Genomic DNA, 18,448 nt, shown 5'->3' with positions numbered 1-18,448 from the left:
TGAACCGCCCTGGGTCTCCCGGAGGGTGGTTGTTTACGCGGCCTCCGAGTTCGGGGCTGCGGTCGTAGCCTGCCGGTGAGCGTTCTCGAACTCAATGGGGGGCACGTGTCCGACCGACGAGTGCAGGCGTCCGTGGTTGTACCAATGGACCCATCGGGCGACCTGCCACTCGACCTCGGCGTGGTTCTTCCACGTCGGTCCGCCGTCATTGATCGCCTCGGTCTTGAACAGGCCGATCGTCGACTCGCACAGCGCGTTGTCCAGTGCGTCGCCGACCGTGCCGATCGATCCGGCGATTCCTGCCTCGGCGAGCTCGGCGGTCAGCGCCAGCGAAACGTACTGAGCTCCGGCATCGCTGTGATGGATGAGTCGGCCGTGTTCCCAGGTGGCGCCGGCCCGGTGACGGACACCGATCGCCTGACGCAGAGCGTCGGTGACCAGGACCGCTCGCATCGAGGAGGCCACCCGCCAGCCCAGGATCCGGCGGGAGTAGACGTCCACGACGAACGCGACGTAGACGAACCCGGTCAGCGTCCAGACATAGGAGAAGTCCGCGACCCACAGCTGATCCGTCGCGGTGGGCACGTTCCAGCCGCGCTTGACCAGGTCGGGATGACGTGGCGCATCACCGCGCGAGCGGGTGGTCACCGTCCGGTGCCGACCCCGGATCGCGCCCGTGATCGAAGGCGATTCTCATGAGCCGTCCGACCTGGTCCCGACCGACCTCGAGACCGGCGCGCCGAGCGGCGTGCCAGAGCTTGCGCACCCCGTAGACGCCCCAGTTCTCCCGGTGCAGAGTGACCAGCGCGTTCGCGAGGTAGGCCTCCGCCAGGACCGCCTCGCTGACGGGACACGCCTTGCGTGCGTAGTAGGTGGACGGCGCGATCTTCACCCCGTGCTCGCTGAGCACGACGCAGATCGGCACGGGCGCCGAACCTGTCCCGGTAGGAGTCGATGTAGGCCACGATCACTTGAGTCGGCGGCCTGGCTCCGCCTGAGCGAAAAACGCGGACGCCGTCTTGAGGATCTCGTTGGCCCGCTCGAGCTCGGCCACGCGCTTCCTGACGCGCTCGGACCTCCTCGGACTCTGTTGAACGTGTGGCCGCCGGGCGGGTGCCCTCGTGGCGTTCGGCGTCCTCGACCCAGTTCCGGAGCGTTGCCGGCTTCAGATCCAGCAACGCTCCCACATGCTTGCGGGCACCGAGCTTGGACTCGGCCCCCTCGGCGATCTTCTCGCGGCACATCCGAACCGCGCGCTCTCGGAACTCCTCGTCGTACTTCCGTGGTGCTGACACAAGAACCAGTCTCCCCTTGCTAGATCAGCACCCTCCAGGAGACCCAGGGCGGTTCACTCACCGCCACCGCCGTCCTGGTCCGGGCCGTCGAGTGGTTCAACGCCCGCGGTGTCACCTTCGAGCGGGTCCTGTCCGACAACGGCGGCGCCTACCGTTCACACCTGTGGCGAGACACCTGCCACGAGCTCGGCATCAAGCACAAGCGGACCAGGCCGTACCGGCCGCAGACCATCGGGAAGATCGAGCGCTTCCACCGCACCTTGGCCGACGGCTGGGCCTACGCCCGCTGCTACATCTCCGAGACCCAGCGTCGCGGAGAACTCGACGGCTGGCTGCACTACTACAACCACCATCGGCCCCACACGGCATGCGGCAACCAGCCGCCCTTCTCACGATTGATCAACGTCTCCGGTCAGTACATCAGCCCGCCGCCGGGGGGACGACGTTGCGGGAGCTGGTCACCGAGGCCAAGGCCGAGCTCACGGTGTTCAACGGCAAGGTCCGCACCGTGCTACGCGGTTCCTACTCCCATCACTACCGGCGGCTGCTGCCCGACCTGCTGGCGAGTCTGGAGATCCGCTGCAACAACACGGCGCACCGGCCGGTGATGACCGCGGTCCCGCTCGCGGCCGACCAGATGCCGAGCGACCATGGCCCGGACCCGGCACACGGACCCGCCGTCGGCGCCGGTGACCCGGCTGCCGGTGACGGCGGGCCCGTTGACCGGTGTCTCGGCCAGCGTTAACGGATCGTGCAGCCCAAGTCGACCTTCATCTCCAGTCCGGTGACGTAGCGGGCCTCGTCCGACGCCAGGTAGAGCAGCGCGTTGCTGATGTCGACCGGGTCGACGACCTCGACCGGCATGGTGTTCATGAAGATCGGGCCCATCGTCGGGCTCTGCTCGATGAACTGGTTCATCCCGCCCAGCCCCGCAACCAGCGGGGTGTCCACGCCGGCGGGGTGGATCGTGTTGACGCGGATGTTGTGCTCGGCGAGCTCGTTGGCCAGCGAGCGCATCACGCCCACGATCCCGTGCTTGGCGGCGACGTAGGGGGCGAGCCACGGCTGCCCCTTGATGCCCGACGTCGAGCTCGTGATGGCGATCGAGCCGCCACCCGCCGTCAGCAGGTGCGGGATGCTCGCCACACATGTGTTCCAGACACCGGTCAGGTTGACGTCGAGGGTGTCCGCCCAGATCTGCGGGGTCACCTCGTCCCACTTCTGCACCGTGCAGATGCCGGCGTTGGCGGAGACGATGTCGAGCCGGCCCAGCTGGGCCACACCCTCGTCGACAGCGGCCTTGAGCCCCTCAGCGTCACGGACGTCGGCCGTGACCGCCACGATTCGGCGGTCCAGCGCCTCGACGGCCTTGACCGTGTCGGCGAGGTCCGCCTCGGTGGCCATCGCGTAGCCGACCGTGTCGAAGTCCCGGCAGGCGTCGACGGCGATGATGTCGGCGCCCTCCTCGGCCAGCCGGACCGCGTGGCTGCGGCCCTGGCCCCGGGCGGCACCGGTGATGAAAGCGACTTTGCCCTGCACACGCCCCATGGCGCGGCTCCTCTCGTGGATGGTGGTGGTGCTTCTGCTACTTCTGCGTCATGCCGAGGTCGATCGGCAGCGATACGCCGCTGACGAACCGCGCCTCGGCGGAGGCCCGCCGGCCCTTCCCTCGCGCCGCGCCGCGCCGGTGATGAACGCGACCTTACCCGCCACACCTCCGGCCATGGCCTGCGGTCCCCTACTTCTGGTTGAAGCCGGCGTCGACCGGGATCTGCGCGCCGGTGACGTAGCGCGCCTCCTCCGACGACAGCCAGACGATGGCGTTGGAGACGTCGACGGGCTCGATCATCTCCACCGGTAGCGGGTTCTTCAGGGCCTCGAGCATCTCGGAGTGCTCGGCGAACCACTTCTGCATGAAGTCGTTGGTGACCAGCGGGGTGTTGACGCCGGTCGGGTGCACCGTGTTGACCCGGATCGAGTACTTCGCCAGCTCCAGGGCCAGCGACCGCATCAGCCCGACCACACCGTGCTTGGCCGCGGCGTAGTGCGCGATCTGCACAAAGCCCTTCATGCCGGCGGTCGAGCTGGTGAGCACGATCGAGCCGCCGTTGCCGGCCGCGATCATCGCGGGGATCGCCGCCTTGCAGGTCTTCCAGACGCCGGACAGGTCGATGTCGATCGTCTCGTCCCAGACGTCCTCGGTCATGTCCCAGGCGTTCTCGACGTAGGAGACGACTCCGGCGTTGCCGCAGACGATGTCGAGGCGGCCGAACTCGGCGACGCCCTCATCCACCACGGCCTGCACCGCCGCCATGTCTCGGACGTCGGCCTGCCGGGCGATGATGCGGCGGTCCAGGTCCTCGACCAGCTTCACCGTCTGCGCGAGGTCGTCGGCCGTGCCCAGCGCGTAGGGCACCGTGCTCATGTCCTGGCAGGCGTCGAGCGCGATGACGTCCGCGCCCTCCTCCGCCAGACGCAGGGCGTGCGACCGGCCCTGCCCCCGCGCTGCGCCGGTGACCAGCGCGACCCTGCCTTCCAACCGTCCGGCCATGTCGGCTCCTCCTTGAGCTGTCCTGTGCAGCCGAGCATAGGCGCGCCAGGCGGGTGGATCTTGACGGTGCCCGCACACGTTCTTGCACGGGGCCGCACAGCCGACGGAGGAGTCAGGTGCCCGCGCGTCGCTCGCCCGGTGTGGTCCCGTAGCGCGCCTTGTAGGTGCGGGCGAAGTGCGACGGGTGGGTGAAGCCGACGCCACGGGCGACCTCGGAGATCCCGCGACCGGCCCAGCGGGGGTCGACGAGCAACGCGTGCGCCCGGGTGAGCCGCTCCTCGCGCAGCCACCGCCCCGGGGACGTGCCGTCGGACTCGAGGAGCGCGTAGAGGTAGCGCTCCGAGACGTTGATGCCGTCGGCGATGACGGCGGGTGTCAGCTCCGGATCGGACAGGTGGTCGCGGATGAAGCTCCGCGCCCGGGCGAGGTGCGCAGCGCGGACGGACCGGACGTGGACCTCGCCGCCGACCCGGTCGTGCAGGGCTGCGGCGACCAGGTCGAGGACGGATCCGCTGACCGGTGCCACCGATTCGGCCTCCTCACCGTAGAGCGGAAGAGACCGCAGGAGCCCGGAGGCGAGCGCACCGGCACCGCTGGTCCCGGTGACGGTGACGCCGGTGGCCCCGGCGAACCCCGGCAGCCACGACGCCAACCGGTCGCGGGGCACGCGCACCACGATCTGCCGCGACCGGTCGCCAAGGCGGCCGCGGTACGGGCGGGTGCTGTCGATCAGCACGAAGTCACCAGGCCGGTCGAGGACCGCACGCCGATCGTCCTGCTCGAACACCCCCGCGCCCTGCACGAGCAGGGTGAGGAACAGGTCATCGGTGTCGGCGCGGCTGATCAGCCGGGCCGTGCGGACGACCTCGTGCGCGTCCGCGGTCACCGTGTCCACGTGCAGCCGGTCGACGGCGCTGCGCACGATCTCCCCGACGAACCGGTCGGACGACGGCCCGGCGGCGCGCGCGCGCAGCTCGACGATGTGTCGGCAGACGGCGTCGCGCCAGTACTCGAAGCCGTCGTGGCCGTCGACGTCGGAGGTCGAGAGTCGCACTACCATCACGCACCTCGCACGGCCAGGGTCGGGGTGGCACCCATCGTGCCACCAACCGCCGCCGATGCCGGTCGGGTCTGCCCCTGGTGTGGTTGGCACTCGGGGTTGATGGTTCTCAAGCCGCGTCTGCGGCCCGGTAGACCACGAACTCGAGCGGGGTGAGTCGACCAAGGGCTCGCTGACGACGACGGCGGTTGTACTTGGTCTCGATCCAAGTCACGATCGCCAGGCGCAGTTCCTCGCGCGTCTGCCAGCGGCGAGTGTTCAGGACGTTCTTCTGCAACAGCGCGAAGAAGGACTCCATCGCGGCGTTGTCACCGCTGGATCCGACCCGGCCCATCGAGCCCCGCAAGTCGTTGTTCTTCGGCAGCCGTACCACCTTCTTCGACCTTAACTCCCTGCCTCGGTCGCTATGCACGATCGTCTTGTCCGGACTGCGCAGGGCGATCGCGTTGCGCAGGGCTGCTGCGGCGAGGCCGGACTTCATCGGTGAGTCGATGGAGTACCCCACGAGCTTGTTGGAGTGGCGGTCCTTGACCGCGCACAGGTACAGCTTGCCCTCCCGCGTGGTGTGCTCGCTGATGTCGGTCAGCCACACCTGGTTCGGCCGGGTCGCGGCCCCGGTGAAGTCGTGGGTGACTCGGCCTGAACCGCCCTGGGTCTCCCGGAGGGTGGTTGTTTACGCGGCCTCCGAGTTCGGGGCTGCGGTCGTAGCCTGCCGGTGAGCGTTCTCGAACTCAATGGGGGGGCACGTGTCCGACCGACGAGTGCAGGCGTCCGTGGTTGTACCAATGGACCCATCGGGCGACCTGCCACTCGACCTCGGCGTGGTTCTTCCACGTCGGTCCGCCGTCATTGATCGCCTCGGTCTTGAACAGGCCGATCGTCGACTCGCACAGCGCGTTGTCCAGTGCGTCGCCGACCGTGCCGATCGATCCGGCGATTCCTGCCTCGGCGAGCTCGGCGGTCAGCGCCAGCGAAACGTACTGAGCTCCGGCATCGCTGTGATGGATGAGTCGGCCGTGTTCCCAGGTGGCGCCGGCCCGGTGACGGACACCGATCGCCTGACGCAGAGCGTCGGTGACCAGGACCGCTCGCATCGAGGAGGCCACCCGCCAGCCCAGGATCCGGCGGGAGTAGACGTCCACGACGAACGCGACGTAGACGAACCCGGTCAGCGTCCAGACATAGGAGAAGTCCGCGACCCACAGCTGATCCGTCGCGGTGGGCACGTTCCAGCCGCGCTTGACCAGGTCGGGATGACGTGGCGCATCACCGCGCGAGCGGGTGGTCACCGTCCGGTGCCGACCCCGGATCGCGCCCGTGATCGAAGGCGATTCTCATGAGCCGTCCGACCTGGTCCCGACCGACCTCGAGACCGGCGCGCCGAGCGGCGTGCCAGAGCTTGCGCACCCCGTAGACGCCCCAGTTCTCCCGGTGCAGAGTGACCAGCGCGTTCGCGAGGTAGGCCTCCGCCAGGACCGCCTCGCTGACGGGACACGCCTTGCGTGCGTAGTAGGTGGACGGCGCGATCTTCACCCCGTGCTCGCTGAGCACGACGCAGATCGGCACGGGCGCCGAACCTGTCCCGGTAGGAGTCGATGTAGGCCACGATCACTTGAGTCGGCGGCCTGGCTCCGCCTGAGCGAAAAACGCGGACGCCGTCTTGAGGATCTCGTTGGCCCGCTCGAGCTCGGCCACGCGCTTCCTGACGCGCTCGGACCTCCTCGGACTCTGTTGAACGTGTGGCCGCCGGGCGGGTGCCCTCGTGGCGTTCGGCGTCCTCGACCCAGTTCCGGAGCGTTGCCGGCTTCAGATCCAGCAACGCTCCCACATGCTTGCGGGCACCGAGCTTGGACTCGGCCCCCTCGGCGATCTTCTCGCGGTACATCCGAACCGCGCGCTCTCGGAACTCCTCGTCGTACTTCCGTGGTGCTGACACAAGAACCAGTCTCCCCTTGCTAGATCAGCACCCTCCAGGAGACCCAGGGCGGTTCAAGTGCCGGCGTCGGGCTGTGTGTCGTCGTCGAGTGTGGATCCGTCGTCGTCGGTGTCTGTGCCCGTGCCGTAGGCCGTGTACTTCGCGTTCGAGCCACGGGCGAGGTGCGCCGGGTACCTGGCCGCGTTCGTCACCATCTTCGCCTCCCACGCGGCACCGAGGTCGAGGCCCAGGCTGTCCGCGGTCTGCACGAGGTAGGACAGGACGTCGGCGAGCTCGTCACCCAGGTCCCGAGCGCCGTCGGGCGTCCGTGCCAGGTCGCGCAGCTCGTCGTCCGTGCGCCACTGGGTGAGCTCGGCCAGCTCGCCGACCTCGCCGACGAGGGCGAGCAGGAGGTTGCGCGGCTCGTGGAACTGGCCCCAGTCGCGCTCGGCGGCGAAGGTCCGCAGGTCGTCGCGCACGCGGTCGAGATCCATGGTCCCGTTCTACCGGCTCACGGGTGCACGGGCGAGGAGGGGCCGAGGATGCTCGGGCGCGGGGCGAGAAGCGGGCGAGGATGCTCGGTGTCCTGGCCGAGCGTGGCCGTGGCATCGCAGGCACGGACCACCGTGATGCCCCGCTCCGGACAGCGCCCGGACACCCGGGCGTGGTTCGATGATCGACGTGAACGAGCCCGACGAGCGTCCCCCCGCCGAGCGTGCCGTGCTCTTCGACGTCGGCGGCACCCTTGCCTCCAACGGTCCCGTCGTCTCGATCGCGGCCCGCCTCCTCGGCCTGCCAACCACGGGTCCCCAGGTCGACGCCCTCGCCGAGGCCGTCATGGCCCGCCGCGAGGAGTACGACCGCACCGGCGACGACACCGCCTACTGGCAGCAGGTCTCCGACGACGCCGACGGGCCGGAGCTCTCCGCCGAGGTCGTCGAGCAGCTCGTGGCGGCGGACGTGCAGCGCTGGGCACGCCTCACGCCCGCGGTGCTCGCGCTGCTGCGCGACCTCGACCGGGCCGGCGTCCGCCTGGGGGTGCTGTCGAACGCCCCGACGGCGCTCGCGCGGACCTTCGACAACCAGCCGTGGTCGGAGCTCATCGCGGTCCAGCGCTTCTCCTGCTTCACGCAGCTGAGCAAGCCGGACCGCCGGGCGTACGAGGACGCCGTCGAGCACATGGACGTGCCCGCCGGTCGGGTGATCTTCCTCGACGACCGGCAGGTCAACGTCGACGCCGCCGTGGCGGCCGGCCTGGACGCACACCTCTGGCAGGGCGCGGACGCCGCGCGGGAGCTGCTGGAGCGGCGCGGGCTGATCGCCCCCGACTGATCCGGCGCGTGCTGGTGGCGCCCGACTGACCGGGCGCGGCTACTCGAGCCCGACTGACCGGGCCCGGCTACTCGAGCCCCCGGGCCCGGCGGTCCATGTACTCCCGGATCCCGCGCAGATGGCGGTCGACCATGCGCTCGATGCGGTCGTGGAGGTCGGACATGCCGGGCATCGCCGCGGGATGGGCGACGAACGCCAGGTACATCGCGGTGCCCTCGACCGACGCGATGAGGTCGGTGGCGTCCTCCTCGGTCGGCGTGTGCACACCTTCTGCCTTCTCCAGGAGCGTCGCCGTGAGCTCGCGGATGCTCGCCCCGATCGTCTCCTGCCAGATCGTGTCGAAGACCTCGGGGTAGATGCGCGCCTCGATGTTGAGGCGGTACAGCGCAGGCCCGTAGGTCCCGCCGTACTGCGTGATGCGGCGGTTGGCGGCGAAGATCAGCAACTCGCGCACCCCGGGGCCGTCGTCCTGGCCGGCGTCCGGCGCCACGACCGTCACGTCCACGTGCTTGAGCGCGTCGATGAGCAGCGCCTGCTTGTCCGTCCAGCGCAGATAGATGGACGACTTGCCCAGGCCGGCCTCCGCGGCGACGGCGTCGAGGGAGAGGCCCGCCCAGCCGCGCTGGCCGAACAGCTCGAGAACCGCGGCGAACGCCTTGCGCTCCGCGTCCGCGTTCCTCGGGCGCCCGGGACCACGCCTGGTGGCCATGACGGGGGCCCGACGTGACATGCGGGTGCGGCCCGCGCGGACCTCGCTCGGGTCGAAGCGGTACCCGCCCGGCGGGGGGAGGCGGTCGCCGGCCGCGAGCCAGGGCTCGAACGGTCGGCCGGAGACCGTGGGGCGGCGTCGTGAGGGCCGGTTGTCCTCCGGGTGCGGGTCGAGGTCCGGTGCGGGATCAGGGAGGGCGCTCGCGGCGGCGGCAGCACCCGGGGCGCTGCCGGGCGTGCGCCCCTGCTCGCTGCCCGGCGTGCGGATCCGGTCGCTGCCCGACCCCGTGGGCTCCGAGTCGATCGGTGCCCGTGGCGGGTCGACCGGTGTGGTCGTGCGGACCCAGGGCAGCGGTCGGCGCCCGGGCTGCGAGCTCTCGTCGTCCATCGGGTTCCTCGTTCTGGGAGGTCGGGCCCTCGTCGGCCCGGTCGTGGGGTCGGTCAGGAGTGTGCCGCCGCCAGGGCGAGCGTGAGTGCGAGGGTGAAACGTGTCTCGCGGTCCTCGGGCGACATGTCGCCCGAGTGGTCGAGGAGGTGGTCGGAGATCGTGAGGACGGCGAGGGCCTCCCGGCCGTACTCCGCCGCGACGCCGTACAGGCCGGCGGCCTCCATCTCGACGGCGAGCGTGCCGTAGGAGGCCAGAGCCTCGTTGAGATCGGCCGCGTTGCCGTAGAAGTGGTCCCGCGACACGATCGGTGCGACGTGCACAGGCGTGTCTCCCGCGTGCTCCTTCGCCGCCGCGACCGCCGCCGCCACGAGCCCATAGCTGGCGATCGCCGAGAAGTGCAGGCCGGGGAGCCGGGGCACGTTGATCGCGGAGTCGGTGTGTGCGCCCAGCGCGACGACGACGTCGCCGACCCGCACGTGCCGCGCCAGGCCGCCGGCGGTGCCGACCCGGACGATGCGCTGCACGCCGAAGTGCTCGAACAGCTCGTTGGCGTACAGGACCGTCGAGGCCATGCCCATGCCCGAGGCCATGACGGACAGCGGCTTGCCGTCGACCTCGCCCGTGAAGACCTTGTTCGCGCGGACGTCGGAGACCACGCGGGCGTCGGGCATGAGGAGCTCGGCGATGCGTGCTGCGCGCCGGGGGTCACCGGGCAGGAGGACGGCCGGGGCGATGTCGCCGGGCTCGGCGGCGATGTGAGGGGTAGCCATGACAATGATCCTGACGTCGACAAAGGCGCCGCAGGTGACGGCGTCGTGTGAATGATTCCACGGATGGGACGTGGCGTGGGTCCGTCCGTTGCGATGCCGGTCCGGACGAACCGCCCGGCCGGCCACTCTCTCGACGAGTGAGCGCGGTTCGGTCCGTTCCGTGTGGCGAGTGAGCGGACTTCTGCCGGCTCCGTGTCGCGAGTGAGCGGGGTTCGGTCCGTTGGAGAGCGAGTTGCGGTGTCGCGTCGTTGCGTCGTCACCGAGTCAATCAGGTATCCATCGAGACATGCCCCCCGGTCGACTGACTCGGCGATTACCCCACTGCCTCACCGAACTGACCGAGCCGATGCCGGGCGGGACCATGTCGAGCTGGTGCAGGGAATGACGACGAGGGGCGGGCACCGCACCCCATCAGGGTGCGGGGCCCGCCCGACAGTTGAGCGCCGCCCGGACCGAGATCCGGGCGGCGCCTATCCGTGGAGCAGAACTCCGCTCACTCGTGGAGCAGAGCAGAGGTCCGCTCACTCGCCGATGATCGGCATCAGGTTCTGGTCAGCGGCGGACTCCGAGGGTGTCGGAGCCGTCGCCGTCCCAGTCACCGACGTACACCTCGTCGCCGGCCCGGCCGTACCGGACCTCGGTGTCGGCCACCGTGGAGGTCAGCGAGTTCGACACCAGGTAGAGGTTCCCGCGGCGCACGGCGAAGGTGTCGACCGCGTCGCCGTCCCAGTCACCAACCAGCACGTCATCACCGGCCCGGCCGTAGTCCAGCTCGACGTCCGCCCAGCCCGTGCTGAGCGAGTTCGAGACGAAGTAGGTGTTGCCGCGGCGGACGGTGAAGGTGTCGACGGCGTCGCCGTCATAGTCCCCGACCAGCACGGTGTCGTCGGCGCGGCCGTAGTCCAGCACCGCATCCGCGTTCCCACCGGTCAGGGAGTTCGACAGGAAGTAGCTGTTCCCACGACGCACCGCGAACGAATCCGCGCCGTCCCCGTCCCAGTCACCCACCAGCACCGCATCGTCCGCACGCCCGTAGGTCAGCTCGACCTCCGCCGCACCGCCATACAGCGAGTTGGACAGGAAGTAGGCGTTACCCCGACGCACGGCCAGCGTGTCGGACCCGTCGCCGTCCCAGTCACCGACCAGCACCTCATCACCCGGACGACCGAAGCTGAACTCGTGATCGGCCCAGATCCCCCACCCGTCGTTCAGGTAGAACCCACGCCCCGGTGACGGCGGCACCGGCTCAGGCTCCGGCTCGGGGTCCGGACGAGGCTCACCCGGCTCCTCGTCGTCGCCCGGCACCGTCACCTGGCCGGCCACGGCCTCCGAGCGACGCTCGCCGAACCCGTGGGTGAGGCCGAACTCGTGGGTGCCGGTCGCCGTCGGGTCCGCGAGGGCACCCTCGAGGGTCCAGGAACCGTCCTCCGCCACGACGGCCTCACCGGTGACCGCGCCGGTGGCGACGACGGTCGCGCCCGGCTGCCCGGTGCCAGTGAGCGCCGGGAGGACGCCGTCGGCGCCGGACTCGAGCTCCGCCGTCGGGGCCGTGAAGGCCTCGACCTCCGGGCGGTCGATGAGCCACTCGCCGGGCTCGGTGGCGCGGTCGATGACGCGGACCTCACCGACGCCGCCGTGCCAGCCGGCCCCGACCTCGTCGTCGCTCAGGGCGGCGCCGATCATCCACGGGTAGCCCTCCTCGAAGGACATGCCGTTGCCGTCGCTGATGTTGCGCAGGATCGGCATGCCGTCCACGTACATCGTCACCGAACCGTCCTCGGGGTCGTTGACCATCGCGAGGTGGTACCAGTCGTCGGAGGTGATCTCGCCGGACCATGCGGTGCGGTCGCCGGTGGTGGGGTCCTCGGGGACGACCGTCCACTGGAACTCGCGCAGGTTGGAGAAGCCGATCGACGCCGGCGAGTCGGTGTAGTCCCAGATCTGCGCCATGTCCGGGATGCGGGAGCGGTTGCCGGAGCGGGCCAGCGCGCGGGTCCACGCGTTCTCCTCGGCGGTCCACTCCTCCGAGATGTTGATGAACGCCTCGATCGTGTAGCCGTCGTCGAACTCGACGTTGGTCACGGGCACGCCGTGCTCGGTGCTGAAGTAGCTGAACCGGTCGTCGCTGTTGGACGAGTTGTCGAAGCAGATGCCGCTCGCGGAGGAGGAGAAGGCGTGTCCCTCGCACAGGGAGACGTCCGCCTCCTGCGCCGTCGGGGAGGTGTCGATCGGACCGCGGGTCATCGCCTGGTCCTCACGGATGACGTCGGGCAGGATCGCGCCCTCGGGAAGCACCTCCCCGATCTCCGCGTCGACGAGGTTCGGCCGCCAGTGCGCGACCGTCCCCTCGGTGCGCACGAAGTCCTCGGTGGAGCCCGGAACCGCACGGTCGACCGGCGGCACGCCCTCGAAGCCGTCGAGGATGAGGCTGCGGGCGCGCTCCGTGAGCGAGGTGTCCTCGCCGTCGCCCGGCTCCCAGTCCGGGTTGAAGCCGGAGAACCGCTCGGCGAAGTCGATGTCGACCGTGTACTCCTCGTTGGGAGCGTCGAGCATCGGGCGGTCGTGGACGGTCAGGTCCTCGGGGTCCTTGCCGACGACCCACGGCGAGGGCGCCGACACGTGGATCGCGTCGCTCTCCAGGTCGAACTCGAGCAGGCCCAGGTAGCCGTTGCCGCCCTCGTAGTGCATCTGCCAGTCCTGGAGGATCTGGATGACCCCGTTGCCGTTGTCGTTCTCCACCACCCGGTGCGTCGACCCGTGGTTGTGGCCCGAGAGCGTGAGGAAGATCTGGTCGTTGTCACGGATCAGCCCGTCCCACAGCCGCTCCCCGTTCCCGCCCGTCACAGCGGTCACGCCGTCCGAGTCGACGCCGAGGATCTCGTGCGAGACGAGGATCGTCGGGAGCGTGGGGTGCTCCGCCATGACCTGGTCGGCCCACTCGAGCGTCTCGTCCGAGGTGCGCCAGGCGAGCGAGAGCACGAGGTACTCCTGCCCCTCGGCCTCGAAGACGTGGTACTCGCTGAAGCCGGTGGCGTCGCGGCCCGAGTCCGGGGACTGCGCGGCCGAGCGCTCCGGGGAGAACCACTGCAGGTAAGGCTCGTCGGGACTCAGCTCGGTGTCGTTCGACCTCGAGTCGGTGAGGTCGTGGTTGCCGGGCAGCACCGAGTACGGAAGGCCGGCGTCTTCGAGCACCTGGTGGGCAGCGTCCGGCGTCTCCCACTCGCGCTCGACGCCCGCACGGTCGACGACGTCGCCCACGTGCGTGACGAACGGGATGTTGAGCTCGTCGCGCACCTCGGCGAGCCACTCGGTCTGCGCCTGGTACGGGTTGCTGCCGTAGCGCGGCTCGAACTGGTCGGCCGCGTAGCGGGAGTAGAACTGGGTGTCCGGCAGGTTGGCGAGCGTCCAGCGGGACCCCTCCGCCGCCTGGTCGTTCTCGTCGGTCTGATCGTCCTGTGCCGCCGGGTCCGGGGGCGCCGGCTGCGCGAGCGCAGGTGCGGCGAGCGTCGCGGCGAGAGCGGCGGCGAGCATTCCGGCCGCCGCGGTGGACATTCTTCGAGCTCGTGCGCGCACGACTCTCCTCTTCCTCGCGTTCAGGGGGATGGTGGGTGCGCCGAGGGCGCATCCCTGCGGAGCAGACCAGCGCCCGGTGAACGGTGGCTGGATCTCCGGCGGCCGCCAGGTGAATCGCAGCCGCCGGTGCCGGGATCGCTCATCTGCGGGTACGCCGTGATGTCCGAGCACGACGGGCATGCCGGCGGCTGCTCGCTCGCCGGGCAGAACCACGCTCGCTCGCCGGGCAGAACCGCCCTCTCGCGCCGTGTGGGCTTGGTGGGCCGCCCGGGCGGGGCCACAATGTCCGTCTATGGCTCTCGCGACGATCACCACCGACGCCGCCACGACCGGTTCGCGCGCCACGCGGATGCTCCACCGCAGGCCGACGGACCCGCTGCCGTGGTGGTCGACGGCCGCGGTCTACGAGACCGCCGAGGTCCGCACGGTCGACGCCCTCGACGACGTCGCCGCTCACGTGCCGCACGTCGCCTCGCTCGGGTGCGACGCGCTCCTGCTCACGGCCCCCGAGCTCGATCCCCGGCACCCGCTGGTCGCCGAGGCGGTGGCCGCCGTGGTCCGCCGCGCGCACCGTCGCGCGCTGAAGGTCGTGGCCTCGGTGCTGCCGATCGAGATCTCGGACACGAGCGCCTCCCACCTCGCGCGGGTGGAGCGCTGGCTCGCCCTCGGGGTGGACGGGATCGACCTGGGCATCGCACGCGGCACCACCGACGCCCGCGCGCTCGGCCTGGACGAGCGGGAGACCGCCTCAGCCGGCGCACCCGCGCCCCGGACCTTGCTGCGCCACCCCCGCGGAGCGACCCCCGGTGCCTTGCACGCGGTCGTCGCCGAGCACGACGGCGCGCTCACCGGCGGCGTCCGGGCCCTCTCCCTCGAGGCCTACGCCGAGGTCCTGCACGAGGACTGGCTCCACGCCACGCGGGACGACCGGCTCGCGCGCACCGGCTGGGACACGGCCGCGATGGGTGAGGCGCTCACCGGGGTCTTCGGCGTCCACGAGCCGCTCGGCGCACGCCCGGCCTGGGCCCTGGCCACCGGTCGCGCCGCGGCCCCACCCCCGACCTGGGCCCACGCGCGCGACGCAGCCGAGAGCGCCCGGCGGGTCCGCTCCATGACGGCGCTGACGCTCATGCTGCCCGGTGCGGTGTACCTGCGTCAGGGCGTCGAGCTCGACCCGGACGACTCCCCCGCCGGCGGCTCCGCCGAAGCGGGTAGCTCGACCGGATCGCTCGGGGACCTGGTGGCGGCCCTCGCGCCCGTGCGGCACCAGGACGACTCGACCTACGAGCGCCTGCGCGCGTGGCTACGGCTGCGCCGCGAGCTGGGCACGGCGTCGGGCTACCTCGGGCTGCGCGACGTCGACACCGACGCGTTGGTGCTCGTGCTCGACTCCCGTCACCTCGTGCTCGCGCTCGGTCCGGATCCGGTCGAGCTCCCGCCCAACGCGCACGTCACCCACGCGTCGGCCGACGTGCGCGACGTCGACGGGGGGCATGTCCTCGAACCCGGCACGGCCGCACTTCTCCGCCTCGGCTGACGCGGCTCCTCGCCCGGAGGCCGAGACGGCTCGGACCGCCCACGCCGCCCGGCCCGCCCAGGCCGCCCACACGGAGGGAACAGCCGGGGAGAGCTGCCGGCGAGGGCAGCCGGAGACACGCGAAGGGCGGGCGAAGGACCCGTCAGGTCCTCCGCCCGCCCTCGGCTCCGCCCGCGTTACTCGGCGGGAAGGACGAGCTCCTGGCCGACGTGGAGCAGGTCGGGGTGGGCGACCGTGTCCTGGTTGACGGCGTAGATGCCCTGCCAGCCGCTCTCGATGCCGTGCGCCTCGGCGATGTCGAACAGGGTGTCGCCCGCGACGACCGTGTAGGTCTCGTCGGACGGCGCCACGTCGGGCAGCGCCGGAGCGGGCTCGGCCTGCTCCTGCGGGGCGGGCTGGGCCGGTGCCTGCTGCTGCGGAGCCGGCTCGGCCTGCGGTGCCTGCTCCTGCGGGGCGGGCTGGGCCGGTGCCTGCTGCTGCGGAGCGGCCTCGGCCTGCGGTGCCTGCTCGGCCGGTGCCTGCTCCTGGGGCGCCGGCTCGGGCGCGGGCGTGTCGCGAGGCTCCGCCTCGCCGGTGGCCCCGATCTGTGCGGAGCACGCCGGCCATGCGCCCCAGCCCTGTGTGGCCAGCACGTTCTCCGCGACGCGGATCTGCTCGGCGCGCGACGCGTCGGCCGGGTTCCCGGTCCCGCCGTTCGCCTCCCAGGTCGACTGGAGGAACTGGAGGCCGCCGTAGTAGCCGTTGCCGGTGTTGATCGACCAGTCGCCGCCCGACTCGCACTCGGCGAGAGCGTCCCAGGTGGCGTCGTCAGCCGCGTTCGCGGCCGTCGGCATGAGCATCGCCCCGGCGAAGGCCGCGGCACCCGCGGTGGTCATCAGTCCGCCGCGCAGGAATCGCTTCGATCGCCGTGCGCCGCTGGTGGTGGTCTGCTGCTGCATCACACTGAACTCCACGGCCCCGTCCCGGGATGCGCCGTCGACGCGCCCGACCGCCCGACCGGATCAGATCGATTCCATGTCACGAAGGACTCGCGGGGCGGATGCGACGGCCGTCCTTCGCAGTTCAAGGTCCCGACGCTACCCGCACATCACGAAATGGCAACAGTCGGCCGGCAGCTCCACGCGCACCCGGTCCGGGGCCTCGGACACGTGCCGCGACAGCAGGTCCGCCCGCTGCCGGTCCGCGGGGCGCAGCGCCGTCGGCCCTCGAAACGGCGCGGTGGCGCGGCATATGCCGGTCCGGCCGCCCCCTGCCTGCTGCGCCCCCGCCCGCTCCCCGAGGCACTCGTGCGGTCCGGTCGAGCGAGTTTCCGTGAGGATGAGCACGCCTGTGCCCGTCCACCGCGAATACCACCCGCCCCACTCCGCTCAGATGAGCATCTCTTCCCGGCCCACTGCACCGCCCCTCTCCCCCGGACAGCACCCCGCGTAGGCTCAGACTCGCAGCGCACGGCGCTGAGAACTTCTCACATCGCGGTGAGCACGCGCTCGTCGGGGTCGGTCCCCTCGCCCCCGTCGACGCCGCCTCCGCACGACGACGACGAGGTGTGGAATGACCAAGGCGAAGAAGATCATCAACGACCCGGAGAACCTGGTCGACGAGGTGCTCGACGGGCTCGTGCTCGCCTCGCACGGGTCCCTCACGCGCGCTCCCGGCTCCCGGGTGCTCGTGCGCGACTCGATCGAGGACGGCAAGGTCGGGCTCGTCATCGGCGGCGGCTCGGGGCACGAGCCGATGTACACGGCCTACGTCGGCGAGGGACTCGCCGACGCGAGCGTGGCCGGCAACGTGTTCGCCGCCCCCGCGCCGCAGCACGTCCAGGAGGCCATCGCGGCCGCCGACCGCGGCAAGGGCGTCCTCCTGCTGTACGGGAACTACGCCGGCGACGTCCTCAACTTCGACATGGGTGCCGAGCTCGCCGAGGACGACGACGAGATCGACACCCGCACGGTCCTCGTCAACGACGACGTCGCCACCGACGACCCGGACACCCGCCGCGGCATCGGCGGCGCCTTCTACGTCGTCAAGATCGCAGGCGCGGCGTGCGCACAGGCGGACTCACTGGAGGAGGCCGAGGCGCTCGTCGTCAGGGCCCAGCAGGCCACGCGCACGCTCGGGGTGGCCGTCCGTGCCGGCTCCCTGCCGGAGACCGGCGAGCCGACGTTCGAGCTCGGCGACGACGAGATCGAGATCGGCCTGGGCATGCACGGCGAGATGGGCGTCGAGCGCTCGGCGATGATGACCGCCGACGAGCTCACCGAGAAGATGGTCGACAAGCTGGTCGCGGACCTGCCCTTCTCCTCCGGCGACCGCGTCGCCCTGCTCGTCAACAACCTCGGGGCGACCACGCTCATGGAGCTCCTCGTGGTCAACCGCAGGGCCCGTCAGCTCCTCGAGGACAAGGGCATCGAGGTCGTGCGCACCGACGTCGGCTCGTACTTCACCTCCCAGGAGATGGCCGGCTTCTCGCTGACCCTCCTGCGGCTCGACGACGACCTCGAGCGTCTCCTGGCCGCGCCCTGCCGCTCGCTGCCCTACTCGCAGGCCTGAGCGATGGCGGACCAGCTGACGACTGCCGAGGTGACGGCCGTGCTCACCGCCGCGTGCGACGCGATCGTCGCGGCGAAGGACCGGCTCACCCAGGCGGACCAGGCCATCGGCGACGGCGACCACGGCGTCGGCATGGCGCGCGGGTTCACGGCCGGGAAGCAGGCCCTGGCCGAGGCCTCGCCCGGCACCGCGGGCGAGGCGTTCAAGGCCGTGGGCTCCGCGGTGCTCGCCACGAGCGGCGGGGCCTCGGGCGCGATCTTCGGCACCCTGTTCCGGGCACCGGCCAAGGTCCTCGACGGCGACACCCTCGACGCCGAGGGGTTCGCCTCGGCGCTCGAGGCCGGTGCCGAGCAGGTGATGCGCCGCGGCAAGGCGCAGGTCGGGCAGAAGACGATGCTCGACGCGCTCGTGCCCGCCGCCGAGGCCGCCCGCTCGGCGGTCCCGGACGGGCTCACGGCGACCGCGCGCGCCGCGGCCGACGCCGCCGCGGAGGGCGTGGAGCGCTCCGCCGAGCTCGTCTCCGGGTTCGGCAAGTCGAAGTCGCTGGGCGAGCGCAGCGTCGGCCATCCGGACCCGGGCGCGATCTCGGTGTCCGTGCTGCTGGCAGCGATGGCGGACGCGATCGACGCGAGCTGACCCTGAGGAGCACGACGCCGGGGGGCGAGGTCCGTACGGACCTCGCCCCCCGGCGTCGTGCGGGCCCGTTCTTCCGGCCGGACAGACCCAGGCAAAGTGGGGGCCCCGGCGCCCGGGTCAGTGACCGCGACCG

The 18,448-nt window shown here is 71.2% G+C and carries 13 protein-coding genes, 4 pseudogenes and 2 other annotated features; of the genes and pseudogenes, 6 read left to right on the top strand and 11 right to left on the bottom strand.

Translation table 11 applies throughout. The features are described from left to right. Positions 1-33 precede the first annotated feature (33 nt). A pseudogene (locus ACZLKG_RS05795) lies at positions 34-1,295 on the bottom strand (IS3 family transposase). Beyond that, positions 878-1,010: a sequence feature (AL1L pseudoknot), on the bottom strand. It overlaps the preceding pseudogene by 133 nt. Positions 1,296-1,348: 53 nt before the next feature. Between ACZLKG_RS05795 and ACZLKG_RS05790 the strand changes: the two are divergent. After that, a pseudogene (locus tag ACZLKG_RS05790) lies at positions 1,349-1,717 on the top strand (integrase core domain-containing protein); the annotation flags it as partial. 23 nt (positions 1,718-1,740) lie between these two features. Then, entirely contained in the window at positions 1,741-2,040 is a 300-nt protein-coding gene (locus ACZLKG_RS05785; protein WP_425709957.1) for a hypothetical protein, read from the top strand. Here the strand turns inward: ACZLKG_RS05785 and ACZLKG_RS05780 are convergent. From ACZLKG_RS05780 to ACZLKG_RS05755, 6 genes and pseudogenes are all read right to left on the bottom strand, one after another. Beyond that, positions 2,037-2,843, bottom strand: coding sequence for a mycofactocin-coupled SDR family oxidoreductase (locus tag ACZLKG_RS05780; protein ID WP_463648210.1), 807 nt, complete (start codon positions 2,841-2,843; stop codon positions 2,037-2,039). The two genes, ACZLKG_RS05785 and ACZLKG_RS05780, sit on opposite strands and share 4 nt — an antisense overlap. Positions 2,844-3,033: 190 nt before the next feature. Next, on the bottom strand, positions 3,034-3,846 hold the full coding sequence (locus ACZLKG_RS05775; protein ID WP_463648209.1) for a mycofactocin-coupled SDR family oxidoreductase: 813 nt from the start codon (positions 3,844-3,846) through the stop codon (positions 3,034-3,036). Positions 3,847-3,958: 112 nt separating this feature from the next. Further along, positions 3,959-4,906 carry an AraC-like ligand-binding domain-containing protein gene (locus ACZLKG_RS05770; protein ID WP_463648208.1) on the bottom strand — a complete coding sequence of 316 codons (948 nt, stop codon included), beginning with the start codon at positions 4,904-4,906 and terminating at the stop codon, positions 3,959-3,961. A gap of 109 nt (positions 4,907-5,015) precedes the next feature. Further along, positions 5,016-5,540, bottom strand: a pseudogene (locus ACZLKG_RS05765) (IS3 family transposase); the annotation flags it as partial. 39 nt (positions 5,541-5,579) lie between these two features. Beyond that, positions 5,580-6,842: pseudogene (locus tag ACZLKG_RS05760) on the bottom strand (IS3 family transposase). Beyond that, positions 6,425-6,557, bottom strand: a sequence feature (AL1L pseudoknot). It overlaps the preceding pseudogene by 133 nt. Positions 6,843-6,895: 53 nt before the next feature. After that, a complete protein-coding gene (locus ACZLKG_RS05755) occupies positions 6,896-7,315 on the bottom strand; it encodes a nucleotide pyrophosphohydrolase (RefSeq protein WP_425710007.1) in 420 nt (139 codons plus the stop codon). Positions 7,316-7,493: 178 nt separating this feature from the next. Here ACZLKG_RS05755 and ACZLKG_RS05750 point away from each other — a divergent pair, with 178 nt between their 5' ends. Further along, the gene (locus ACZLKG_RS05750) at positions 7,494-8,153 is read left to right on the top strand and encodes an HAD-IA family hydrolase (protein WP_425710008.1); all 660 of its coding nucleotides are present in this window, start codon (positions 7,494-7,496) and stop codon (positions 8,151-8,153) included. 67 nt (positions 8,154-8,220) lie between these two features. Here the strand turns inward: ACZLKG_RS05750 and ACZLKG_RS05745 are convergent, their stop codons facing one another. The 3 genes from ACZLKG_RS05745 to ACZLKG_RS05735 form a co-directional block, all read right to left on the bottom strand. Beyond that, positions 8,221-9,249 (bottom strand): TetR/AcrR family transcriptional regulator, encoded by a 1,029-nt coding sequence (locus ACZLKG_RS05745; protein WP_463648207.1) that lies wholly within the window; start codon positions 9,247-9,249, stop codon positions 8,221-8,223. Positions 9,250-9,302: 53 nt separating this feature from the next. Further along, complete coding sequence (locus tag ACZLKG_RS05740; protein ID WP_425710010.1) at positions 9,303-10,019, bottom strand: purine-nucleoside phosphorylase; 717 nt, start codon at positions 10,017-10,019, stop codon at positions 9,303-9,305. Positions 10,020-10,571: 552 nt separating this feature from the next. Further along, a complete protein-coding gene (locus ACZLKG_RS05735; protein WP_425708996.1) occupies positions 10,572-13,571 on the bottom strand; it encodes a metallophosphoesterase in 3,000 nt (999 codons plus the stop codon). Between the two features lie 313 nt (positions 13,572-13,884). Between ACZLKG_RS05735 and ACZLKG_RS05730 the strand changes: the two genes are divergently transcribed. Further along, positions 13,885-15,129, top strand: a complete 1,245-nt coding sequence (locus ACZLKG_RS05730) for an alpha-amylase family protein (protein ID WP_425708997.1) — start codon at positions 13,885-13,887, stop codon at positions 15,127-15,129. A 176-nt stretch (positions 15,130-15,305) separates the two neighbouring features. Here ACZLKG_RS05730 and ACZLKG_RS05725 read toward each other — a convergent pair whose 3' ends face one another. Next, positions 15,306-16,067, bottom strand: a complete 762-nt coding sequence (locus ACZLKG_RS05725; RefSeq protein WP_425708998.1) for a transglycosylase family protein — start codon at positions 16,065-16,067, stop codon at positions 15,306-15,308. A 613-nt stretch (positions 16,068-16,680) separates the two neighbouring features. On the opposite strand from ACZLKG_RS05725, the gene ACZLKG_RS05720 reads away from it, so the two are divergent. Beyond that, the gene (locus tag ACZLKG_RS05720) at positions 16,681-17,679 is read left to right on the top strand and encodes a dihydroxyacetone kinase subunit DhaK (protein WP_425708999.1); all 999 of its coding nucleotides are present in this window, start codon (positions 16,681-16,683) and stop codon (positions 17,677-17,679) included. Positions 17,680-17,682: 3 nt separating this feature from the next. Next, the gene (gene dhaL, locus ACZLKG_RS05715; protein WP_463648206.1) at positions 17,683-18,315 is read left to right on the top strand and encodes a dihydroxyacetone kinase subunit DhaL; all 633 of its coding nucleotides are present in this window, start codon (positions 17,683-17,685) and stop codon (positions 18,313-18,315) included. Positions 18,316-18,448: the final 133 nt, after the last annotated feature.

Source organism: Georgenia sp. Z2081, assembly GCF_055326445.1.
Note: the sequence above shows the minus strand (reverse complement) of the source record. Positions and strands in the feature narration are given on the sequence as shown.